This is a genomic window from Chimaeribacter sp. YP20170169 (assembly GCF_056739715.1).
On record NZ_CP176824.1, the window covers coordinates 3,672,770 to 3,695,686 of the forward strand.

Genomic DNA, 22,917 nt, shown 5'->3' on the forward strand with positions numbered 1-22,917 from the left:
GCAACAACGTGCGGCGGGTGAAAAAGGCGGCACTCGCCCGCCTGCGCAACGGCGGGCGGGCGTGGGCTTAGACTGTCTCGAGCCGGGCGTAGGCCGCCACCAGCCACTTCACCCCTTCGCCATTGAAGGCGATCTGCAAACGGCTGTGATCGCCGCTGCCCTCGAGGTTGATGATGGTGCCCTCGCCAAATTTCGGGTGGCGCACGCGCTGGCCGAGGCTGTAGCCGCTGTCACTCTGCGCCACCGGCGCGCCCATGCGGCGGGTATTGACCGGGCGGGAGACGCTGGCGCGCAGCCGCACCTCTTCCACGCAGTTCTCCGGCAGCTCGGCGATGAAACGCGACGGCCGGTGGAACACCTCTTTGCCATACAGGCGGCGCGTCTCGGCGTAGGTCAGGGTCAGCTTCTGCATCGCGCGCGTCACGCCGACGTAGGCCAGCCGGCGCTCCTCCTCCAGCCGACCGCCCTCGTCGAGCGCCATCTGGCTGGGGAACATCCCCTCCTCCATGCCGACAATGAACACCTGCCGGAACTCCAGCCCCTTGGCGGAGTGGAGGGTCATCAGCTGTACCGCGTCCTGATAGGCGTCCGCCTGCCCCTCGCCCGCCTCGAGCGCGGCGTGAGAGAGGAACGCCTGCAACGGCATTAAATCCTCATCCTCATCCTGGTAGCTGTACTGCCGGGTGGCGTTGACCAGCTCCTCCAAGTTTTCGATGCGCGCCTGCCCCTTCTCGCCTTTTTCCTGCTCATACATCATCCACAGGCCGGAGTCCTTGATCACCCGGTCAGCCTGCACATGCAGCGGCATCTCGCTGGTTTCATGCGCCAGCGCATCCACCAGCTCAAGGAAGCGTTGCAGCGACGAGGCGGCACGGCCCGCCAGCGCCCTCTCCTGCAACAGCAGGCGGCAGGATTGCCACAGCGTCAGTTGGCGCTCCCGCGCGGTCTGGCGCACCACGTCAATGGTGCGGTCGCCAATGCCACGCGTCGGCGTGTTGACCACGCGCTCAAAGGCGGCGTCATCATTGCGGTTGGCGATCAGGCGCAGATAGGCCAGCGAGTCCTTGATCTCCTGCCGCTCGAAGAAGCGCATCCCACCGTAGATGCGGTAGGGCATCGACACCTGCAACAGCGCCTCTTCCAGCACGCGCGACTGGGCGTTGCTGCGGTAGAGGATGGCGCAATCATTCAGCGCGCCGCCATTCTCCTGCCAGGTCTTGATGCGGTTGACCACAAAGCGCGACTCATCCAGCTCATTGAAGGCGCAGTAGAGCGAGATGCGCTCGCCCTCGGCGTCCTCTGTCCAGAGGTTTTTGCCCATGCGGCCGTTGTTATTGGCGATCAGGGCGTTGGCCGCCGACAGGATATTGCTGGTGGAGCGGTAGTTCTGCTCGAGGCGGATGGTCTCTGCCTTCGGGAAGTCCTGCAAGAAGCGCTGGATATTCTCCACCTGCGCGCCGCGCCAGCCATAGATCGACTGGTCATCGTCACCGACGATCATCACGTTGGCCTGATCGCCCGCCAGCAGGCGGATCCAGGCGTACTGGATACGGTTGGTATCCTGGAACTCATCCACCAGAATGTTGGTGAAGCGGTCGCGGTAGTGGTTAAGGATGTGCGGCTTATTGAGCCACAGCTCATGGGCGCGCAGCAGCAGTTCGGCGAAGTCCACCAGCCCGGCGCGGTCGCACGCCTCCTGGTACGCCTGATAGACGCGCAGCCAGGTCTGCTCCACCGGATTGCCATAGCTCTCAATGTGCTGCGGGCGCAGGCCATCATCTTTCTTGCCGTTGATGTACCACATCGCCTGACGCGCCGGCCACTGCTTGTCATCCAGATTCATCGCCTTGATCAGCCGCTTCAGCAGGCGCAGCTGGTCTTCGCTGTCGAGAATCTGGAAATCCTGCGGCAGGTTGGCGTCCATGTGGTGGGCGCGCAGCAGGCGGTGGGCCAGCCCGTGGAAGGTCCCGATCCACATGCCGCCCTGGCTAGTGCCGATCAGGTGTTCGATACGGTGGCGCATCTCCGCCGCCGCCTTGTTGGTGAAAGTCACCGCCATAATGGAGTAAGGCGAGCAGTTCTCCACGGAGAGCAACCAGGCGATCCGGTGCACCAGCACCCGCGTTTTGCCGCTGCCCGCACCGGCCAGCACCAACAGGTTGCTGCGTGGCGCCGCCACGGCTTCGCGTTGTTTATCATTGAGGCTGTCGAGCAGGTCAGAAACGTCCATAGGCACCGTCGGGTCTGGTCAGCGGGAAAGGCCGGGCCTCGCGGCGCGGCATTTCACTGGAGATATATACAGAGTAGTTGCAGAGGATTATAGCAATGCTGTCAGCGATGCCAACCGCGAAATCTCGATATGCGGCAACAGGCGAGCCTCGGGGTGGGTCATCAGGTTCGCCTGCCGCAGGTTGATCCAGCACGCCTGCATACCACAACGCACCGCGCCCGCGACGTCGGTGGTCAGGTCGTCGCCGACGTGCAGGATGCTGCCCAGCGGCAGATCAAGCTGTTGCGCGGCGCGGTGGTAGAGATCCTCATACGGCTTGGCGCGGCCATGCGGGCCAGCGCGCAGCACAAACTGGAAGGCGTCACCGAGGCCAAACAGCGCGGGATCGGCGTTGCCGTTGGTGACGGCCACCAGCGGCCAGCGCTCGCCGAGCGCCTTCAGGGTGTCGTGGGTCTCCTGCGGCACCTCAATCTGGCTGCGCCAGTGGGCAAAGTGGCTCATCGCCTCATCCGCGCCGGCGCTGGCTTCCGCCTCGCTTAGCCCCAGCCGGGAGAGGCCGAGGTGCAGGGCGCGCCAGCGCCACTGGGTGACGTCGTGGTAGATCTCCGGCTCCTGCCGGCGCAGCTCGGCCCGCAACTGCTGGAAGTGGGCCGATTCCACTTCCGCCAGCAGCGGGTGATAGGCGCGCAGAAACTTCAGCGACTCCTGCTCGGTACGGCGGATCACAGGCCCGTTGTCATACAGGGTGTCATCCAAATCAAAGGTCAGGGCCGCAATGGCCTTCAGCGGACGATAGACAATCATCAGGATTTTCCTCGTTTGGCTCGCGGGTGCGCCGCGTCATAGACCGACGCCAGATGCTGGAAGTCGAGGTGGGTATAGATTTGGGTGGTGGAGAGGTTGGCGTGGCCCAGCAGCTCCTGCACCGCGCGCAGGTCGCCGCTCGACTCCAGCATGTGGGTGGCGAAGGAGTGGCGCAGTTTGTGCGGGTGGATATGGCTGTTCACCCCCTGCTTGATGCCCCACTCGGCAAAGCGCTTCTGCACGTTGCGCGCCGAGATGCGCTTGCCCAGCTTGGAGAGGAACAGCGCGTCATCCTGCGGGTTGAACTGGTCACGCAGCGCGCGCCACTGCTCCAGCCAGCGCAGCGCGGTCTGGCCGAATGGCACCTTGCGCTCCTTGCTGCCCTTGCCCAGTACCCACACTTCGCCGCCCACCCAATCAATGTGGCGGCAGTCGATGCCGACGGTTTCCGCCAGACGCAGCCCGGCCCCGTACATGAGTTCCAGCATCGCCCGGTCGCGGATCGCCAGGGGATCGCTGAGATCGATGCCCAGCAGTTGATCCACCTCATCCACATCCATATTTTTCGGCAGGTGGCGCGCGGTGCGCGGCGTCGAGATCCCTTTGGCCGGGTTGGCCGGCAGTTCGCCCTGGCTCACCAGCCAGTCGAGGAAACTGCGCAACGCCGACATCCGTAGTGCCAGGCTGGCGCTCTCCAGCCCGCCGCGCTTGCTGTTGGCCACCAGCGCGCGCACCCGCGTTGGGTCGAGCTGCGCCCAATCGGCAAGGCCGCCCTTGGCTGCCAGCGCCATCAGTGCCGCCAGCTGGTGGCGATAGTTTTTGACTGTCAGCGGGCTGAGCCGCCGCTCATGCTGGAGATGGCGCAAAAAGCGCTCCACCGGCACGGTGAGCGCCAGCGGCAGGGCGGCGTCAGGGGCGGTCATGCGCGTTCGATCCAGCGTTCCAGCAGGCCGGGCAGCATCCGCGCCAGTTGGTCAAGCAGCACGGTGCCCATGCCGGGGTGGTAGTGCTGGGCGTCGCGGCTGCTGAAGATCACCATCCCCAGCTCGCCTTGCGCACCCATCAGTGACAGCGCCACCGAGCCGACCTGCTTCGCCTGCGGCAACAGCAGCAGCAGTTCCGGGCCGGTCAGGCCGCCGAGAAAGTGGTTATCTTCGCCCATACGCGGGATGCGGAACGACTCAAACGCCGTGCGCGCCAGCCCGAGGTGGGTGAAGTCAGAGGGGGCACCGATTTTCCAGCTGTCGGCGAACAGGCGGATGTGCGCGCCCGCCAGCCCGAGGCTACGCGCCCAGCGGTGCAAGCGATCCAGCATCTCTTGCAGGCTGCTGGCCTCGGCCAGCTCGGCCTGCAACTGGATCAGCCGGCTGAACAGCGACTGGTTGACCGCCGCCTGCTCCATCAGCAGGGTGATCTCCTCCTCCAGCAGCTGGATGCGATTGCGCTGGCGCGCCATCTGCCACTCCACCAGCGACACCGAGCCGCGCACCGGGTGCGGCACACGGATCGGCTCTACGGCACGGGAGTTGCGGATAAAGAAGTCGGGATGTTGCAGCAGGTAACTGAGCACCTGCTCATCGTCCAGTTCAGCGACGGCGGCCACTGGCTCCTCTATATTACTCATAAATGAATGAATCCATCGTAGACGTGGGTGGCCGGGCCGGTCATGTAGAGCGGATGCCCTGGCCCCTTCCAGCGGATGTCGAGGCTGCCGCCCGGCAGATCGACGCGCACATTTTCAGCCAGGTTCTCTTGCAGGATGCCGACCGCCACCGCCCCACAGGCGCCGCTGCCGCAGGCCTGGGTTTCGCCCGCGCCCCGTTCGAAGACGCGCAGTTTGATGTGGTCACGGCTGACAATCTGCATAAAGCCGATGTTGGCGCGCTCCGGGAAGCGCTCGTGGCTCTCCAGTACCGGCCCCAGCGTCTCCACCTCGGCGGTCTGCACATCCTCCACCTGCAACACGCAGTGCGGGTTGCCCATCGAAACCACGCCGCATAGCACGGTTTTCTCCGCCGCCCGCAGGATGTAGGTCTTCTCCGCCTTGGCGGCGCGGAACGGCACCTGCTGCGGCTCGAAGATCGGCTCGCCCATGTTGACACAGACGTCATCATTCTCCGTGACGCTTAGCACCATGCGGCCGGTCTGGGTACTGACGCGGATGTCGCGTTTGTTGGTCAGCCCCTTCAGGCGCACGAAGCGGGCGAAGCAGCGCGCGCCGTTGCCGCACTGCGCCACTTCGCTGCCGTCGGCGTTGAAGATACGGTAGTGGAAATCGAGATCGGGATCGTAAGGCGGCTCCACCACCAGCATCTGGTCAAACCCCACGCCGGTATGGCGATCGGACAAGCGCCGGATCAGCTCAGGCGAGAAGTAGACGTTCTGCGTAACGGCATCGACCACCATAAAGTCGTTGCCTAACCCATGCATTTTGGAGAACTGCATATTTTACTCCGCTGGCTGCCGGCTATCCCGGACGCCTGATGTGATCCTGCCGGCACAAACCGCAGGGCTGCTATCCGTTACAGGCCCGCAGGGTCTGCGGTGGTGCCGCCCTGATTGCCAGAAGTCGATTGTTGGTTGCGCTGCACGTCGTTGGTGGAGTCAGGCGGCGCAGTGGTCACGGCCGGTTTGTCTTCCGGTGGGAAGTAGAGCGGGCCTTTCAGGCCACAACCGGAAAGCCCCAGTAACATCAAGGCGGCCGCTGCCCAACGTAATTCTTTTTTCATCTGTTCTGCCTGTATTGCGTGCGTCCAAGCTCTCTATAATCGCAGGTGGATCATGAAAAGCAATAGGAATTACGTCCGGGGCCAGGCTGGCGGCTGGGGGAAAAAGGCCAAAGCGTGAAGGCGCGCAGCCGGGTCGCCCGGCCACGCGGTCAATGCAATTGGTAGAACTGTTTCAGGCCCGGCGGCAGTGCCTCGCTGTTCACCGCCAGGTTGAGGGCGGTCAGCGCCTTGCTGCGGAACGGAATCACCTGTTTGCGGCCATCCAGCACCACAATCTGGTAGAACTGCGGCAGGTTGAAGTTGATGAAGCTCGAGCCGTAGGTAAAGCGGTCATGGGAGGAGGAGTAGAAGCGGCTGACATCCTTCACCAGCTCCTCTTTGCTGCCCTCGCAGTGGTGGAACACCTCCACCCGGTTCGACTCATCGAGAATATAGATGTTGAAGCCGCGGTCATCCGGCGAGTCCTCAAAGAAGAATTGGATGATCCCCTCGCTGGCGTAGCCATCGACCACCGCCGGCAAGTGCACCTGATCCGACTCCACCTTCACCGACAGGCCATGCAGCTTGTTGTTGGAGATGGCACCGTAGAACTCCACCGCATTCTCCAGCTTCTGCACCGAAACGCTCAGGCGCTCGAAGAACAGCCCCCAGGTCTGGCCAGAGACGCGTACCGCCTTGAAGCGGCCCGGATCCTGACGGGTGCTGGAGAGGCGCAACTCAATGCACTCCGACACCAGCTGCTGGACGCGCGTACCAATCAGGCCGCGCAGGTGCTGGCTGTAGCAGAACACCTCGACCGACTCCGGCGGCGCGGCGTCTTGGTGCATTTTGCCGAGGATGGTCTTCAGCGCCTCCAGTACCGCCTGCTCGCCGCTGAAGTGCAGGGTGCGCACCTCATTCCACGAGTTACGGTAGAGCAGATCGATGCTGCCGACCAGACACTGCTGTTGCTGGCCGAAGCTGAAGACATCCAGCTTGCGGAAATCGAAGTGCACCACCTGATTGCGGAAGGCCGCCGTCGGGTCATGCTCCAGATTGACGATAATCGCCAGATGGCGGATCTCACACGGGCTGTAGAGCGCCTTGGGCGTCGGCGCTGGCAGGCGCAGCGGGAAGTGCTGCGAGACATCCGCCACCAGCTCCTGCAACTTGGCAAGATCGCACAGGCCGCCGCCCTTGATATGCAGGCGGGTGCGCGCGGTGAGCAGGCCGTTGAAGTAGGCCCACGCCACCAGCTTATTCAGGTAGCGGTTATACTCCAGCGGCTGGTGGCTAATGATGGCGTCCATCGACGGCGCCTGATTGTACAGATACCAGCCGGTGCGGTTGGCGCGGCCAATCGGCACATGGATAAAGGTCAGGTCATTTTCCGACAGGTCGGGCGAGATCTGCGGGTTCACCAGCGTCACTTTGCCTGGCAGCGCCTCAAAGGCGGCGTAGAGTTTGCGGGTCAGCACGCCGATGTCCTGCGGACTGGCACTGACGCTCAGGTTATTGCGGCGGGCGAAGCGGATCAGGTTGCGATAGCTCTGCATCATCGCATCCAGCAGCTCATTGTGCGCCTCGCGCACCCGCTCAATCTTCCAGTTGTTGCGGTTGTCGAGGATCGCCAGCTTCTCACTGCTCCAGCCCCACTCCTGCACCAGTTGCGACAAAATCTCCCGCCGCCAGCCAACGCAGTCGCGCCCCTGTGACAGCTTCTCGCGCACCTTCAGGTAGAAGCAGCGGCGCACCAGATCCAGCCGCGTCTCATCCTCAATCGCCGTCAGGTAGCGGGTGACACGCGCCAGCATCATGCAGTAGGCGTCCAGCCCGAAGGAGACGATCTCGCCATCATGCAGGCGGCGCTTGATGTCCATCGCCAGCAGCTGGGTCTCCGGGTACTCCCAGGAGTAGGCCTCCAGCAGCAGGGTTTTCAACACCGCTTTATAGGGGGAGTCGATGCTCTTATAGAGCTGCCACAGGCTGGCACCGAAATACTCTTCCGCCGACAGCGTGCCGAGGCCACCGAGATCGAGCCACTCATTGGGCGTCAGCGCGCCCTGCGCGTAGAGCGACATCACATACTCGTCGTAGTGCGGCTCCTCTTCACCCGGCACCATGTTCCACAGGATGCGTTTGCCCGCCAGACGCACGGCGCTGCGGTAGAACTCATCCAGCAACAGGATGTGCTGGGTGGAGCCGCAATCCTCGCCGCCGAGGCTGCCGCTCTCATTGTGGCGGAAGCGGTTTTCGTCGATCAGGAAGAAGCTGACCTCAACGCCCAGCGACGCCGCCCACTCCTCCAGCAGCGTGCACTTCTGCTGCAGCCGCTGGCGCTCCTCGTTGTCCAGCCAGGATTGGTGGCAGACCCAAATATCCAGGTCAGAGCTTTCGCTCTGGCCAATGGAGGAGGTACTGCCCATGCTGTAGAGGCCAGTGATCGGCAGTTCGCCGTGAGGGGCTTTGTCGAGGGGCTTGCCAATTTTTTCTTCTAAATCAGCAAGATAACGAGATTGCTTTTCATCGGGCGTGAACAGGCAGATGCCGCCCGGCACGTTACCGCCCAGGTAACCCGGCATCAGTGGATGATGATAGTGCAATAAGATCGGCAGTAGACTGTAGACCTGTTGGAAAGCCGGCCCAGAGGCCGCCAGGGCACGATCGACACGCAGTTGGTTGATCGCATCCAGTCTCTGCTTGAGTGTCTCAATGTAGAGGTACAAGACGTTTCGCCTGATTTATCCCAGTGCCTATAAAAAAACCCGTTTTCCAAACCTGCCTGTGTTTAGACGAATATTTAGCAGATAATTGCTGGAAACGTGATCAATTTAACACCTTGCTGATTGACCGTAAAGAAAGTATAGCACCAGACTTACTCTGGTCCCTTTGTATACTCCTCTCTCCCGGCCATGTCATGTAAAACCTGTCGAACGCGCCGTTTTGGCCCGGTTTCCCCCGCGCTGCCGGGGCTTCTTACGCTGACAGCTTTCCCCGGTAAATGGTAGGATGGGGCGAACTCGTAAAACGGTAACAAGCATGGTAGACAAAATTATCCGTATTGCCACCCGCCAAAGTCCCCTGGCGTTGTGGCAGGCACATTATGTTCAACACCGCCTGGAGGAGAGCCATCCGGGCCTGCGCGTTGAGCTGGTGCCTATGGTCACGCGCGGCGACATCATCCTTGATACCCCGCTGGCAAAAGTGGGCGGCAAGGGGCTGTTCGTCAAGGAGCTGGAGCTGGCGCTGCTGGAGAACCGCGCGGACATCGCCGTTCACTCCATGAAGGATGTGCCGGTGGAATTTCCCGAGGGGCTGGGGCTGGTCACCATCTGCGAGCGCGAAGATCCGCGTGATGCCTTTGTCTCGCCCAACTTTGAGAGCCTCGCCCACCTGCCGCCGGGGAGCGTGGTCGGTACTTCCAGCCTGCGCCGCCAGTGCCAGCTGCGCGAGCAGCGCCCGGATCTGGTGGTGCGCGACCTGCGCGGCAACGTCGGCACCCGCCTGAGCAAGCTCGACAACGGCCAGTACGACGCCATTATTTTGGCGGTCGCCGGGCTGAAACGCCTCGGCCTTGAGTCACGCATCCGTAACCCGCTCTCGCCAGAGGAGTGCCTGCCAGCGGTTGGGCAGGGTGCGGTCGGCATTGAGTGCCGACTGGATGACAGCGTGACGCGTGAACTGCTCGCGCCGCTGAACCACCATGAGACGGCGGTGCGCGTGCGTGCCGAGCGGGCGATGAACACCCGCCTCGAGGGCGGCTGTCAGGTGCCAATCGGCAGCTACGCGGTGCTGGAGGGCGATCGCCTCTGGCTGCGGGCGCTGGTGGGCGCGCCGGATGGCAGCGTCATCGTGCGCGGTGAACGCCACGGTTCAGCCGATCAGGCGGAGCAGATGGGCGTGGCGCTGGCTGAGGAGCTGCTGTCGCGCGGCGCGCGCGAGATCCTTGCCGAGGTCTATCAGGGAAACCCTCCCGCATGACCATTCTGGTGACCCGCCCTTCCCCGTCAGGCGAACAGTTGGTCAGCCGGTTGCGCCAGCTTGGGCTGGCCGCGTACCACGCGCCGCTGATTGAGTTCGCACCGGGGAGGGACGTGGCCACCCTGCCGGCCCGCCTGGCCGCCTGCCTGCCCGGCGATCTGGTGTTTGCCCTCTCCCAACATGCGGTGGATTACGCGCACCACGCTTTGGCGGCCTGCTCGCCGCCCTGGCGCGCCGATCTCCACTACTATGCCATCGGCCGCACCACCGGGCTGAAACTGCACACCTTGAGCGGCCGCCCGGTCAGCTACCCCCCCGACAGCGAGACCAGCGAAACCCTGCTCTGCCTGCCTGACCTGCAACAGGTCAGCGGCAAGCGGGCGCTGATCCTGCGCGGCAACGGTGGCCGTGAACTGCTGGCTGAGACGCTGGCGGCACGCGGCGCCACCATCGACTACTGTGAGTGCTACCAGCGGCGCGCCATCCACTATGACGGCAGTGAGCAGAGCGCCCACTGGCACCGTCTCGGCGTGAACAGGCTGGTGGTCACCAGCGGTGAAATGTTACAACAGCTCTATAATTTAGTTCCTGATTACTATCGGACTTCATGGTTGCTGCGCTGCAACCTGATAGTGGTGAGTGAACGCCTGGCAACTCTGGCGCGCCAGCTTGGCTGGCAGAGCGTCGGGGTGGCCGACAATGCAGATAATGACGCGCTGATCCGCGCGCTACGATAACCTGACTATGGGATGTGCCAACATGACGGAACAAAAAACCCCATCCGCTTCGGACGAAGAGATCACCCCAGCGGTGGAGACGCCCCTCCGGCCAGCCGTTGATTCCCGCAAAGAGAGCCGCACCGGACTGGTGCTGGGCGCTGTCGCCATTGCGCTGGCGCTGGCCCTCGGTGCCGGGCTCTACCTACACGGGCAACAACAGGCCAAGGCGCAGTTGGCAGAAAACCAGTCGCTGCGCGCGGAAATTGCCGCGCTGCAACAGAGCCAGCAGCAGGAGAAGCAGCAGCAAGGCACCCTGTGGCAGCAGCAGGGCGAGGCGCTGAAAAACGCCGACCAGCAGCAGGCGAGCCTGAACCGCCAGCTCAATGAGTTGCAGGAGAAGGTGGCGACCATCTCCGGCAGCGATGCCAAAACCTGGCTGCTGGCGCAGGCTGACTTTCTGGTCAAACTGGCTGGCCGCAAGCTGTGGAGCGATCAGGACATCACCACCGCCGCCGCGCTGCTCAAGAGCGCCGACGCCAGTCTGGCGGACATGAACGATCCGAGCCTGCTGGAGGTGCGCCGCGCGATTACCGAGGACGTCAGCACGCTCTCCGTGGTGGCGCAGGTCGATTTCGACGGCATCATCCTGAAGGTGAACCAGCTCTCTAATCAGGTGGACAATCTGCGTCTGGCGGATGACAACACCGACGACTCGCCGATGGACGAGGACAGCGGCGAGCTTTCCGCCTCTATTGGCGAGTGGCGGCAGAATCTGGTCAAGAGCTGGCACAACTTTATGGATGACTTCATCACCATCCGCCGCCGTGACACCGCCGCCGAGCCGCTGCTGGCGCCGAATCAGGATGTCTACCTGCGTGAGAATATCCGCTCGCGCTTGCTGGTGGCCGCACAAGCGGTGCCGCGCCACCAGAATGAGGTCTACAAGCAGTCGCTGGAGACGGTCTCCGGCTGGGTGCGCTCCTACTTTGACGCCAACGATCCGGCGACCAAGGCCTTCCTCGACGATCTGGACACCTTGAGCCAGCAGAGCATCTCGGTGGATGTGCCGGAGCAGCTGAAGAGCCAGCCGATGCTGGAGAAACTGATGCAGACCCGCGTCCGTAACCTGCTGGCGCAGTCGCCGGCTGCCGCCAACCAGGAGGGCTGAATATGATTCGCGTGTTAGTCCTCTTCCTGCTCCTGATTGCTGGCGTGGTCGTCGGGCCAATGCTGGCGGGCCATCAGGGCTATGTCCTGATCCAGACGGACAACTATAACGTGGAGACCAGCGTCACAGGTCTGGTGATCATGGCGATTGTGCTGTTTGTCGCCCTGTTTATCGTGGAGTGGATCCTGCGCCGCCTGTTCCGTACCGGTGCGCGTACCCGCCGCTGGTTCAGCGGCCGCAAACGCTCCAAGGCGCGCAAGCAGACCAAAGAGGCGCTGGTGAAACTGGCAGAGGGCGATCACCAGCAGGCTGAGAAGCTGCTGACCCGCCATGCCGACCACGCCGAGCAGCCGGTGGTGAACTATCTGCTGGCCGCCGAGGCCGCGCAGCAGCGCGGTGACAGCTTCCGCACCAACCAGTATCTGGAGCGCGCCGCCGAGATCGCCGATCGCGACCAGCTGCCAGTGGACATCACCCGCGTGCGCATCCAGCTGGCACAGGGCGAGATCCATGCGGCGCGCCACGGTGTGGATAATTTGGTTGGTCAGGCCCCGCGCCACCCGGAAGTCTTGCGACTGGCGGAGCAGGCCTACCTGCGCAGCGGTGCCTATGACGCCCTGCTGGAGATCATCCCGTCGATGGCGAAAATCCATCTGTATGACGAGCCGCACTTGCAGGCGCTGCGTGAACAGGCCTACGTCGGCCTGATGAACGAAGCGATGGCCAAAGAGGGCAGCGACGGCCTGAAACGCTGGTGGAAAGATCAGAAGCGCAAAACCCGCCACGATGCCACCCTGCAGGTGGCGATGGTGGAGAATCTGATCGCCTGTGACGATCACGACATGGCGCAGGAGGTGCTGTTGGATGGCCTGAAACGCAACTTCGATGAGCGTCTGGTGCTGCTGATGCCGCGCCTGAAGTCGGGCAACCCAGAACAGCTGGAGAAAGCCCTGCGCCAGCAGATCAAGCAGAATGGCGCGACGCCGCTGCTGAGCAGCACGCTGGGCCAGTTGCTGATGAAGCATGGTGAGTGGCAGGCGGCCAGCGAGTGCTTCCGCGCGGCGCTGGCAGTGCGTCCGGATGGGCATGATTATGCCTGGCTGGCAGACACGCTGGACAAGCTGCATAAACCGGACGAAGCCGCGCAGCTGCGCCGTGAGGGCCTGTTGCTGACCCTGCAACGCCCGGACGTGTAATGCGTAACGAGAAATAGAAAGGCCCCCTCGGGGGCCTTTTTTATGCCCGCGAAATGGCAGGCAAAAAAAAACACCTGCCGCCGGGACAAGTGTTTAAACAAGCAAATTCAGGTCTTGGACAACAGGGGGTACCTCACTCAACGTTATGCCCGCTTGCTGATAACCAGGTTATCGATAAGGTGGACATTAGGTACCGAAATTGGCTCTGCATCATTCAGGGTTTTATGAAGCCAAAGGCAGTCATAACAAGGGGAATGAGCATCTACCCCATTAGTATTGCACACGCCGTGCCAGAATCTACCCGCGACCGGTGTTTAAATTTATCCTGTTGTTTTAATGAGTGAAAAACTTATGTGCGGCGGCTGTAAGTAGGGCATTGTTATGCCTTGGCGTGATATCCACTCGCCGTTTTGTCGTCCTCAGACGACAGCCTGCCGTATGGCGTTAATTATCTATAGAGATCATGAGGATAGATGTCACTTTTTCACGACAGCCAGATCGCGTGATGTAGCGGAAAAACGACAATTGAATAACGGTATGGGTGGCAGTGCCTGAACGGAAAGAAGTGAGGAGAGATAGAGATGGGTGCTTTGCAGGAAATCCCGGACGCCAGAAAGCGAAAAACCCCGCAGAGCGGGGTTATTCTGAAAGTGGTCGGCGAGAGAGGATTCGAACCTCCGACCCACTGGTCCCAAACCAGTTGCGCTACCAAGCTGCGCTACTCGCCGATTTTTTCTACTGCTTTAACTACAACAACATCAAAGATGCTGTTTGTGTGGTGCGAAGAGAGGGACTTGAACCCTCACGTCCGTAAGGACACTAACACCTGAAGCTAGCGCGTCTACCAATTCCGCCACCTTCGCATCGTCACAAAATTTGGGGTGGCTAATGGGACTCGAACCCACGACAACTGGAATCACAATCCAGGGCTCTACCAACTGAGCTATAGCCACCAAAGTTACTTCTACTTCACGCGGTATGTTCTTTTCTAAGAAAGAGTACCACCGCAGCTCTTGCGCACAAACTTAATGGCGCGCCCGACAGGATTCGAACCTGAGACCTCTGCCTCCGGAGGGCAGCGCTCTATCCAGCTGAGCTACGGGCGCGTAGCGCCGTTGCGGGGCGGGATATTACGGCTTTAGTGCCATGCTGTCTAGTGCTTTTTAGAAGAAATATTGCGTTTGCTTACGCTTTGCTCATTTCGTCCTAAAAGTGACCACTTCTCCCGCCCTGCCCCGTGACTAAGCCCTTATTCTACCGGGTTTTGCACCGTAGGTTTGCGTTTATACATACCCAGGCCCGCGTAGATCAGCGAGACACCGGCAATGAAAATGGCCCCTACCAGCAGCGAAATCCGCGTGTCTGGGTTGATTCCCATGCCTACCAGCACACAAAGCAGGAATGCGATGGTCAGGTAGTTGACGTAGGGGAACATTATCGACTTAAACGGATGGCTTTTCAGCGCCTGCTTATGCACCACGCGGAACTTAAGCTGGCTCACCAGCACCACGAACCACGGCACCATACCCGGCAGCACGCTGGCGCTGTAGACATAGACGAACACCTTCTCTGGATTCGGGATGATGTAGTTCAGGCAGGAGCCAGCCAGCAGGCAGAAGATGGTGACGGCAATGCCGTAGACCGGCACACCGCCTTTGGAGACTTTTGCCAGGAACGACGGCAGTTGGCGGTTTTTCGCCAGGGCGTAGAGCATACGGCCACAGCTATACATGCCGCTGTTGCAGCCGGAGAGCGCCGCCGTCAGTACCACGAAGTTGATGATGCCTGCCGCGGCGGCGATGCCGATCTTGGCGAAGGTCAGCACGAACGGGCTGCCGTGCGAGCCAATCTCATTCCACGGGTAGATGGTGATGATGACGAAGATTGCGCCCACGTAGAAGATCAGGATGCGCCACAGGATGTTGTTGATGGCGCGCTTCAGCGTTACCTGCGGGTTCTTGGCTTCGCCAGCGGTGATGCCCACCAGCTCGACCCCTTGGTAGGAGGCCACCACGATACAGAGCGCAAACAGGAAGCCCTTCCAGCCGCCGGCGAAGAAGCCGCCGTGGACGGTCAGGTTCTCAAAGCCCAGCGCCTGGCCGTGGTTGCCAAAGCCGAAGAAGATGACCCCCAGCCCGGCGACAATCATCACGATGATGGTGGTGACCTTGATCAGCGCGAACCAGAACTCAAACTCGCCATACAGCTTCACCGCCGCTAGGTTGGCCAGCGCCACCAACGCAATCGCCGCCAGCGCTGGTACCCACTGGGGCAGCTCCGGGAACCAGTACTGCACATAGACGCCCACGGCGGTGATCTCCGAGATCCCCACGGCTATCCACATGAACCAGTAGCTCCAGGCGGTCAGGTAGCCGAAGTAAGGACTGAGGTACTTATGCGCATAGACCGCAAAGGAGCCAGCCACCGGCTCCAGGTGCAACATCTCGCCCATCGCGCGCATAATGAAAAACACAAACAGACCGGCGACAATGTAGGCCAGTAGTACTGACGGCCCTGCCCACTTCAACGTACTGCCCGCGCCCATGAACAACCCGACACCGATGGTGCCGCCGAGCGCTATCAGCTCGATATGCCGGGCCTCCAACCCTCGCTGCAATCCTTTCTTCTCTTCGTGACTCGCCATAATTCCTCTGTTTCTCGCGTGTTGTGTATGCCTTCCAGCCCGCTGGAATGTTATTTTTTTGGTTGACTATGTCTGTGACAACGGCGGCAGGACGCCACCGGGGGTAAGCGGTCAGCAGCGGGGGATTTCCTACAGAAAGGATTCAGGCGGAAAAGCGGCCCAGCTACCGGGGGAGTTACCGGGCGCTATGGTTCCGTATTTTCCTGTCAGAAGCAAACCAGAATTTGCAAGCGTTGCAATGGGGCGACCGCTTTTTTTGCCAAAAACGCCCCGCGAAGCGGGGCGTCGAAAGCATCAGAGTTGGTTGGTGTAGTGGTAGCGCAGGTATTTCAGCAGTTTAAGCTGGCGACGCAGCCGGCTGGGTTGCAGCAGGAGACGGTAGAGCCACTCCAGCCCGCTGTTCTGCCAGAATTTCGGCGCACGGCGCACATGGCCGGTAAAGACGTCATAGGTGCCGCCGACGCCCATGTAGAGCGCCTGCGGATGGAGCGCGCGGCAGTCGCGCATCAGCACCTCCTGCCGCGGCGAGCCCATCGCCACCGTAACAATTGCCGCGCCGCTGGCCTTCACCCGCTCAAACAGCGACGTCCGCTGCTCGGGTGTGAAGTAGCCATCCTGGCTGCCGACGATGTTGACGTTCCACAGCGCGCGCAGCTTCTCCTCGGTCTGCGCCAGAATCTCTGGCTTGCCGCCAATCAGGAACACCGGCGTGCCCTCCTGCCCGGCGCGCTGCATCAGTGCCTCCCACAGATCGGCGCCAGCGATGCGTGACACCTCAGCGCCGGGGTATTTACGACGGATGGAGCGCACGATGCTGATGCCGTCGGCGTACTTATACTCCACGCCGTTGATCAGCGCGTGCAGCGAGGCGTCGCGCTCGCTGGCCAGCACCTTTTCGGCGTTGATCGCCACCAGCGTGCCGGTTTTGACCCGGCCGCCCGTGAACAAGTGATCGAGAAACTGCGCCTGATGTTTGAATCCCCAGATATCCAGGCCACGGATGCGGTACTGGGGAACAGAGCGTAATGAGTCCATGAGTTTCCTTACAGGATACCGTCCGCCGCAGGCGGCTCGCCGGTGGAGATGGCCCGGCAGCCGCGCGGCCGGATCAGGCCGCTGGCGTCGAACATCCAGTACAACAGCTTCGCCGCCACCAGACAGGCGCCGAACACCAGACAGAAGAACACCACGCGCGAGCCAAAGGCATCAGCCCCTTCCCGCGCCAGCACAATCATATTGAACACCGCGCCGAAGCAAAACGCCTGCAACACCGCCGACTTATAGCGGTTGCCCTCCGCCTTGCCCTGCTCATACAGCCAGTCGAACCACTTGATGATGCCGCCGACCGCCACCGCGCCCAGCGGGATGAACCACGCGCCGCCCATCACCACCAGCGAGCCAATCAGCGTCGGCGAAATCGCCAGCCCCGAGTGGTTGTCCAACACCTCCCAAGTGAAGTAGTTGGCGGAGTTGAGCACCTCGCTCGGCCTTCCCGGCCAGAGCCAGCTCGGGATAAAGACGTAGAAGTCACGGGCCATCGGGGCCAGCCCCTGGAAATCGATCTTATCGTAGTTCTGCAACAGCAGCGCCAGGTTTTCCCACGGCGAGAAGGTGTCACGTGTCAGGTAGAGGAAGGTGTAGAACGCCTCCGCCCCACTGACGTCCAGGCTATAGCGTTTCAGCGCCAGCCAGAACATGCCGACGATGCCGAACAGGCCAGCGGCGGCCAGCATCCACAGCGTGATCCAGCCGCGCACGATGCCGATGAACAGGAACAGCGCGAAGGCGATGATGATGTTGGCGCGCGTGCCGCCGACAATCATATAGGTCAGGATGCCAAACGCCACCGTGCTCACCAGGAAGAACAGCCAGGCGCGCAGATCCTGCCGCAGGAAGTAGACCACCAGCATCGCCGGGATGAAGAAGTAGAAGAAGCGCTTGAGCGCCACCCCTGAAACCTCACTGGAGAAGATCTGGTTGTAGGCGCTGAGCTTAAACAGCAGGAAGCCGTTGTGCATGAAAAACACGGTCACTGTGCCGAGGGCAATCAGCGCCAGCATCATCCAGGTGAGGTGCGCCTCCACCCGGTTCAGGGTGAAGACTGGCCGGCGCGGCGGGGCGTTGGCCGCGCGCAGCCGCGTTTTGTAGGCGACATAGTAGATGGCGTAGAAGCAGGTGGCGGAGAGCAGCGCCTGCAACAGGTAGGCTGGCGGCACCACCTCCACGTCAAAACCGAACACCAGCGCGCAGGTGAGCGGAAAGCCGAAATAGAAGGTCAGCAGGTAGAGCAACGTGAAGAAGACGTTGAAGTTGAAGCGCACGCGGCGGAACTCGCGGTAGGCGAGCGTCAGGATAAACAGCAGCGAGGCGGCGTAGACCACCGCCAGCCCGGCGAACTCGGTCAGGCTCATGCGGCCTCCCCGGCGGCCAGCGCCAGCGCGTGCAGCCAACCATCCAGATAGTTGGGGCGGAAGAAGGCGATCTCTCGCTTGTCCACCAGCGCCAGTTGCCGTTGCGCCTCACGCACCACCGTCTCGTCGAGCGTGTCGCCGTAGAACAGCACCGGCAAATGCTGCTCCGCCAGATCCTGCCAAAAGGGGTTCTGGCGGCTCAGTACAAAGGGAATGCCGAACTGGATCAGCAGGCAGAGCGTACCAATGCCCTGCTGGCGGTTGAAGATGAAGTAGCCGAGGTCACACTGCCGCAGCAACTCAAGGTAGTCAGGGAAGGCCAGTTGCTCGGTCAGCAGCTGCAGATGCCCGGCCGGGAACAGCGCCTCACCGGCCGCGCGGATCTGCGCAATCCACGCCTCGTTGTTGGCCGGGTAACCGAGCGGCACCACCACCCGCACATTAGCGCCAAACTGCCGGTGGATCGCCTGCAACGCCTCAATGTGGCGGTTGGTGCGATCGCCGGAGTTGCCCAGCAGAATGGTCAGCGGGCGGTCGCCGTGCGGCGGGCGCGGCGCGTCATTCAGCGCCGGGTCCATGCGGGTCGGGAAGTAGAGCAGCGAGGCTGGCACCCGTGGGTGGCGCTGGCGGAAGTGCTGGAGGTCGCCACGGGTGGCGAACACCTGCCCGACGCGCCCCTGCGCCAGCCGACGCATCAAGTAGAACAGCCGGTACTTCCAGCCCTTCGCCTCCTCATAGAGATCCGCGCCCCAGATGTGCCAGCTCACCTGCTGCGGCTGGATCTTGCGCTGGAGCAGCGCCAGCCACAGCGTGGGGTTGAACTGCCCATGCAGGAAGAAGCGGGTCTGCCGCGACTGCTGCGCCCGCGCAATCACCGCCTGCGCCAGCGTGGCCTTGTCGGCGAAGGTCTCAATCTGCAACTGGGTAAAGGGCGCGAAGGCGGACGCATCCGCCGCCACCACCATAAAGTGGCGGCTCTGCCCGGCTGGCGCGCGCGCCGACAGCTCATCATTGAAGAAGCGCAGTACGGTCAGGTTGTGGTGTGGGATGTCCGATCCCAGAACGTGAATAAGTGTGGTCATGCCCGCCTACGATAGATCAGGAAAACAGTGCTACAGAGCACGAAATAGACAATATAGGTCGCCATATAGGCTTGTGCCGCCCCCAGCGCGCCATGCACCGGGATGAGCCAGTGGGCGAAGCCAATCAGCAGCAGGAACTGGCTGAGTTCGGTGAGCAGGTAGAAGCGCAGCGATGCCCGGGCAATCACCAGATAGCCATAGACATAGGCGCCGACCTTCAGCACGTCCCCCACCAGTTGCCAGGCGAACAGATCGCGCATCGCCGTGAATTTTTCCGAGAAGAGCAGCCAGATCGCCACATCGCGCAGCAGCCAGACCGCCAGGCTGACCGTCGCCACCGCTGGCAGCACAAAGGCCAGCGAGCGGCCAATCTCACGCGTGACCGCCGCTCTCTCTTTCAGCCGCGACAGCGTCGGCAACAGGTAGACGCTGAACGATGCGGTAATGAATTGCAGGTAGGCGTCAGAGATGCTGCTCACCCCCTGCCAGATGCCGACGGCGTCCCAGCCATCATGCGCCGCCAGCAAGTTGCGCATCATGATATAGGCCACCGGCAGGGTGACGGCGGTCATCAGCGCCATCAGGGTGAACTTGGCGTACTGCCCGGCCAGCACGCGATCCCAACCCGGCTTCAGGTCACGCAGCGACACCGGTTGGCGGCGCGCCAGCATCAGCCCGGCCGGCAGGGCCGCCAGCGCGGGCACCAGCGCCAGCCCCAGCAGCGCCCCTCGTAGCCGCCGAGGCGGAAACAGAGGAAGTAGGCCACCAATCCAATCAGGCTGCCACCGGCAATCGCCAGCGCATTGCCCAGCGCGTCGCGGTAGCCCTTCAGGATCGCCAGAAAGAAGTTGGCGTAGGCGATGCCCATCTGCACCAGCGCCACGCCGCGCACCACATTCTGGTAGCGGTCATGGCCGAACAGCCCCTGACTGATGGGCGCGGCGGCCAGCAAAAACAGCAGCGCCAGCAGGGTGGAGAAGCCGAGAATCAGCGTCGAGGCGGTGCCGAGCACTGCCCGCAGTTGCGGGCCATCCTGCCGGTGCTCCGCCACATATTTGGTGACGCCATTGAAGATGCCCGCGCCGGAGAGCACCCCGAGCACGGTCACCAGTTGACGGAAATTGCCCGCCTGCCCGACCCCGCTGGGGCCGTAGGCGACGGCAAGCAGTTTGACCACCAGCAGCCCGACGCTGATTTTGATCAGCGTCGAGCCAGCGGTCCAGACGGATGCTTTGGCCAGTGACATATCAGGCAAAGAAACTCAGGATGGTGTTGATGACCGTGCGTTGGTTGACGTCAGGCAGGTTGAAGAACAGCGGCAGGCGCACCAGACGCTCGCTCTCGCGGGTGGTGAAGCGGTCTTCGCCGGCGAAGCGGCCGAAGTGCTCACCGGCCGGGCAGGCGTGCAGCGGGATGTAGTGGAACACCGTCATGATCTCCGCCTCTTTCATGTAGGCGATGAAGGCGTCACGCTCCGCGATGTCGCGCAGCCGGATGTAGAACATGTGGGCGTTGTGCACACAGTCCGCGGGGATGGCTGGCAGGTCAATGCGCCCCTGCTGCGCCAGCCGGGAGAGCGCCTCATAGTAGTTGGTCCACAGCAGCAGACGGCGCTGGTTGATGCGGTCAGCCGCCTCCAGCTGCGCCCAGAGATAGGCGGCCTGCAAGTCAGACATCAGGAAGCTGGAGCCAAGGTCGCGCCAGGTGTATTTGTCCACTTGGCCCCGGAAGAACTGGCTGCGGTTGGTGCCCTTCTCACGGATGATCTCCGCACGCTCAATCAGCGAGCGGTCGTTGATCAGCGTCGCCCCACCCTCGCCGCCGGCGGTGTAGTTTTTGGTTTCATGGAAGCTGAAGCAGCCAATGTGGCCGATGGTGCCAAGCGCGCGCCCCTTATAGCGGGACATCACGCCCTGCGCGGCATCCTCCACCACGAACAGCTTGTACTTCTCCGCCAGCGCCATGATGGTGTCCATCTCACAGGCGACGCCCGCGTAGTGCACCGGCACGATGGCACGGGTTTTGTCGGTGATGGCCGCCTCGATTTTGGTCTCATCGATGTTCATGGTGTCTGGACGCAGATCGACGAACACCACCTTCGCGCCGCGCAGCACAAAGGCGTTGGCGGTTGAGACGAAGGTGTAGCTCGGCATGATCACCTCGTCGCCGGCCTTGATGTCGAGCAGCAGCGCCGCCATCTCCAGCGAGGCGGTGCAGGAGGGGGTCAGCAGCACTTTCGGGCAGCCAAAGTTCTGTTCAATCCACTGCTGGCAGCGGCGGGTGTAGCCGCCGTCGCCGCACAGCTTGCCGCTGCTCATCGCGGATTGCATGTAGTCGATTTCAGTGCCCACCACCGGTGGCGCGTTAAATGGAATCATAGGATCACCTGTACAACCAAAATGAAGTGGCCGTCACCGACGCGCCACTGCCAATGTAGAGACGCTGCGCCGCCACGTTGCCCACTTGTGTCGCCACGTGCAGGCGGGTCACCTGCTCATCGCGGCACCAGTGGCGGGCGGCCTGCATCAACTGTTTGCCCACGCCGCGCCCACCCGCACCCGGCCAGGCCGCCAGCAGGCCAATGCGCGCCTCGCCTGACGCCAAACGGCGCAGGGTGACAAAGCCCTGCGGCACCCCCTCCGCCTCCAGCAGCAGGCAGAGGTGGTCGAAGCTGCCGTGGACGGCGTTGGCTATCCACTGGGCGTAGAAACGCCCGCTCGCCTGCGGCGGATACCACGGCGCGCGAAAGCGGCTCAGGGCGAAGGCGGATGCCGCCGCCTGTTGCAAGGCGGGAATATCCGATGCGTCGGCCACGCGCACCTGTAAGGCTGGCGAGGCCACCTCAGCGGCGATCGGCAAGGTGAAATCCACCTCGCCCTCCGCCAGCCGGAAGCCGAGCGCCGCCAGCCCATCCGCCAGCGGCAGCGCGTCCGCCGCGATTTTCGCCTGTACCACCTGATAGGGCTGAAGCCGCGCCGGGGTCAACGGGGCGGCTTCAGCGGAGAAGTCGAGTTTGGCGCTCGGCAACTGGAAGAAGTCACTCTCCCAGCGCAGCGACTCAATATTGGCGTGGACGCGCATGGAGCAGATCCAGTAAGTATTGGCCGTAGCCGGTTTTGCCCAGCGCCTGACCGGCGCGCGCCAGCGTGGCATCATCCAGCCAGCCGTTGCGCCAGCCAATCTCCTCCAGACAGGCGATCTTAAAGCCCTGCCGCTTCTCCACCACCTGTACGAAACTGCTCGCCTCCATCAGGCTCTCGTGGGTGCCGGTGTCGAGCCAGGCGAAGCCGCGCCCCAGCAGTTCGACGTTCAGCTCGCCCCGATCCAGATACATCTGGTTGATGCTGGTGATCTCCAGCTCGCCCCGGCTGGAGGGTTTCACCTGCCGGGCGAACTCCACCACCTGCGCGTCATAGAAATAGAGGCCGGTCACCGCCCAGTTGGAGCGCGGCTGGGCTGGCTTCTCCTCAATCGACAGTGCGCGGAAATCGTCATCAAACTCCACCACACCGAAGCGCTCCGGGTCCATCACTTGGTAGCCGAACAGGGTCGCGCCCTGCGTCCGCGCGGCCACGCGCTGCAATTTCGGGCTGAAGCCCTGCCCAAAGTGGATATTGTCACCCAACGCCAGACAGACCGGATCGCCATCGATGAAGCGCTCCGCGATCAGGAAGGCCTGAGCCAGCCCGTCCGGGTGCGCCTGCACCTCATAGTGCAGGCGAATGCCGAACTCGTCGCCATTGCCAAGCAGCCGCTGGAAGGAGGCGCGGTCATCGGGGGTGGTAATAATCAGGATGTCCCGGATGCCGGCCAGCATCAGCACCGACAGCGGATAGTAGATCATCGGCTTGTCATAGATGGGCAGCAGTTGCTTGGAGACCCCAAGGGTGAGGGGGTGCAGGCGGGAGCCGGAGCCGCCCGCCAGGATAATGCCTTTCATTGTTTCTCCTGTCGCGCCGCCCGCTGGGCGACGC

Annotated in this window: 18 protein-coding genes, 4 tRNA genes and 1 pseudogene; 4 read left to right on the forward strand and 19 right to left on the reverse strand. The window is 62.4% G+C overall.

Annotated features, from left to right (window positions below; translation table 11 throughout):
• Nucleotides 1-67: 67 nt before the first annotated feature.
• From uvrD to ACK3SD_RS16760, 7 genes are all read right to left on the reverse strand, one after another.
• Complete coding sequence (gene uvrD, locus ACK3SD_RS16730; RefSeq protein WP_481126223.1) at nt 68-2,230, reverse strand: DNA helicase II; 2,163 nt, start codon at nt 2,228-2,230, stop codon at nt 68-70.
• 87 nt (nt 2,231-2,317) lie between these two features.
• The gene (gene yigB / locus ACK3SD_RS16735; RefSeq protein ID WP_481126224.1) at nt 2,318-3,034 is read right to left on the reverse strand and encodes a 5-amino-6-(5-phospho-D-ribitylamino)uracil phosphatase YigB; all 717 of its coding nucleotides are present in this window, start codon (nt 3,032-3,034) and stop codon (nt 2,318-2,320) included.
• The gene (gene xerC, locus ACK3SD_RS16740; RefSeq protein ID WP_481126225.1) at nt 3,034-3,957 is read right to left on the reverse strand and encodes a tyrosine recombinase XerC; all 924 of its coding nucleotides are present in this window, start codon (nt 3,955-3,957) and stop codon (nt 3,034-3,036) included. Before xerC ends, yigB begins: the two co-directional genes overlap by 1 nt.
• Nucleotides 3,954-4,658 carry a DUF484 domain-containing protein gene (locus tag ACK3SD_RS16745; RefSeq protein ID WP_137764660.1) on the reverse strand — a complete coding sequence of 235 codons (705 nt, stop codon included), beginning with the start codon at nt 4,656-4,658 and terminating at the stop codon, nt 3,954-3,956. The genes xerC and ACK3SD_RS16745 overlap by 4 nt, the downstream gene beginning before the upstream one ends.
• A complete protein-coding gene (gene dapF, locus ACK3SD_RS16750) occupies nt 4,655-5,479 on the reverse strand; it encodes a diaminopimelate epimerase (RefSeq protein WP_481126226.1) in 825 nt (274 codons plus the stop codon). The genes ACK3SD_RS16745 and dapF overlap by 4 nt, the downstream gene beginning before the upstream one ends.
• A gap of 77 nt (nt 5,480-5,556) precedes the next feature.
• Complete coding sequence (lptM, locus tag ACK3SD_RS16755) at nt 5,557-5,763, reverse strand: LPS translocon maturation chaperone LptM (RefSeq protein WP_481126227.1); 207 nt, start codon at nt 5,761-5,763, stop codon at nt 5,557-5,559.
• 149 nt (nt 5,764-5,912) lie between these two features.
• Complete coding sequence (locus tag ACK3SD_RS16760; RefSeq protein ID WP_481126228.1) at nt 5,913-8,468, reverse strand: class I adenylate cyclase; 2,556 nt, start codon at nt 8,466-8,468, stop codon at nt 5,913-5,915.
• Nucleotides 8,469-8,781: 313 nt separating this feature from the next.
• Between ACK3SD_RS16760 and hemC the strand changes: the two genes are divergently transcribed.
• The 4 genes from hemC to hemY are packed head-to-tail and all read left to right on the forward strand — an operon-like array spanning nt 8,782 to nt 12,806.
• Nucleotides 8,782-9,723 (forward strand): hydroxymethylbilane synthase, encoded by a 942-nt coding sequence (hemC, locus tag ACK3SD_RS16765; protein WP_137764664.1) that lies wholly within the window; start codon nt 8,782-8,784, stop codon nt 9,721-9,723.
• Nucleotides 9,720-10,460, forward strand: coding sequence for a uroporphyrinogen-III synthase (hemD, locus tag ACK3SD_RS16770; RefSeq protein WP_481126229.1), 741 nt, complete (start codon nt 9,720-9,722; stop codon nt 10,458-10,460). Before hemC ends, hemD begins: the two co-directional genes overlap by 4 nt.
• Before the next feature lie 22 nt (nt 10,461-10,482).
• A complete protein-coding gene (gene hemX, locus ACK3SD_RS16775) occupies nt 10,483-11,610 on the forward strand; it encodes a uroporphyrinogen-III C-methyltransferase (protein ID WP_137764666.1) in 1,128 nt (375 codons plus the stop codon).
• 2 nt (nt 11,611-11,612) lie between these two features.
• On the forward strand, nt 11,613-12,806 hold the full coding sequence (gene hemY, locus ACK3SD_RS16780) for a protoheme IX biogenesis protein HemY (protein ID WP_481126230.1): 1,194 nt from the start codon (nt 11,613-11,615) through the stop codon (nt 12,804-12,806).
• Nucleotides 12,807-13,457: 651 nt separating this feature from the next.
• Here hemY and ACK3SD_RS16785 read toward each other — a convergent pair.
• From ACK3SD_RS16785 to rfbA, 12 genes and pseudogenes are all read right to left on the reverse strand, one after another.
• Nucleotides 13,458-13,534 (reverse strand) — tRNA-Pro (locus ACK3SD_RS16785).
• A 48-nt stretch (nt 13,535-13,582) separates the two neighbouring features.
• Nucleotides 13,583-13,669 (reverse strand) — tRNA-Leu (locus ACK3SD_RS16790).
• Between the two features lie 14 nt (nt 13,670-13,683).
• A tRNA-His gene (locus tag ACK3SD_RS16795) sits at nt 13,684-13,759 on the reverse strand.
• Between the two features lie 76 nt (nt 13,760-13,835).
• A tRNA-Arg gene (locus ACK3SD_RS16800) sits at nt 13,836-13,912 on the reverse strand.
• Nucleotides 13,913-14,055: 143 nt separating this feature from the next.
• Complete coding sequence (gene thrP / locus ACK3SD_RS16805; protein WP_481126231.1) at nt 14,056-15,450, reverse strand: bifunctional threonine/serine APC transporter ThrP; 1,395 nt, start codon at nt 15,448-15,450, stop codon at nt 14,056-14,058.
• A 294-nt stretch (nt 15,451-15,744) separates the two neighbouring features.
• Nucleotides 15,745-16,485, reverse strand: a complete 741-nt coding sequence (gene wecG / locus ACK3SD_RS16810; protein ID WP_137764669.1) for a lipopolysaccharide N-acetylmannosaminouronosyltransferase — start codon at nt 16,483-16,485, stop codon at nt 15,745-15,747.
• A gap of 8 nt (nt 16,486-16,493) precedes the next feature.
• Nucleotides 16,494-17,861, reverse strand: coding sequence for an ECA oligosaccharide polymerase (gene wzyE, locus ACK3SD_RS16815; protein ID WP_481126232.1), 1,368 nt, complete (start codon nt 17,859-17,861; stop codon nt 16,494-16,496).
• On the reverse strand, nt 17,858-18,943 hold the full coding sequence (locus ACK3SD_RS16820; RefSeq protein WP_481126233.1) for a TDP-N-acetylfucosamine:lipid II N-acetylfucosaminyltransferase: 1,086 nt from the start codon (nt 18,941-18,943) through the stop codon (nt 17,858-17,860). Before ACK3SD_RS16820 ends, wzyE begins: the two co-directional genes overlap by 4 nt.
• Nucleotides 18,940-20,189 (reverse strand): annotated as a pseudogene (gene wzxE, locus ACK3SD_RS16825) (lipid III flippase WzxE). The gene ACK3SD_RS16820 and the pseudogene wzxE overlap by 4 nt, the downstream one beginning before the upstream one ends.
• A gap of 1 nt (nt 20,190) precedes the next feature.
• Complete coding sequence (gene rffA / locus ACK3SD_RS16830; RefSeq protein WP_481126234.1) at nt 20,191-21,321, reverse strand: dTDP-4-amino-4,6-dideoxygalactose transaminase; 1,131 nt, start codon at nt 21,319-21,321, stop codon at nt 20,191-20,193.
• Between the two features lie 4 nt (nt 21,322-21,325).
• Entirely contained in the window at nt 21,326-22,024 is a 699-nt protein-coding gene (gene rffC / locus ACK3SD_RS16835; protein ID WP_481126235.1) for a dTDP-4-amino-4,6-dideoxy-D-galactose acyltransferase, read from the reverse strand.
• Entirely contained in the window at nt 22,002-22,883 is an 882-nt protein-coding gene (gene rfbA, locus ACK3SD_RS16840) for a glucose-1-phosphate thymidylyltransferase RfbA (RefSeq protein ID WP_481126236.1), read from the reverse strand. The genes rffC and rfbA overlap by 23 nt, the downstream gene beginning before the upstream one ends.
• Between the last annotated feature and the right edge of the window lie 34 nt (nt 22,884-22,917).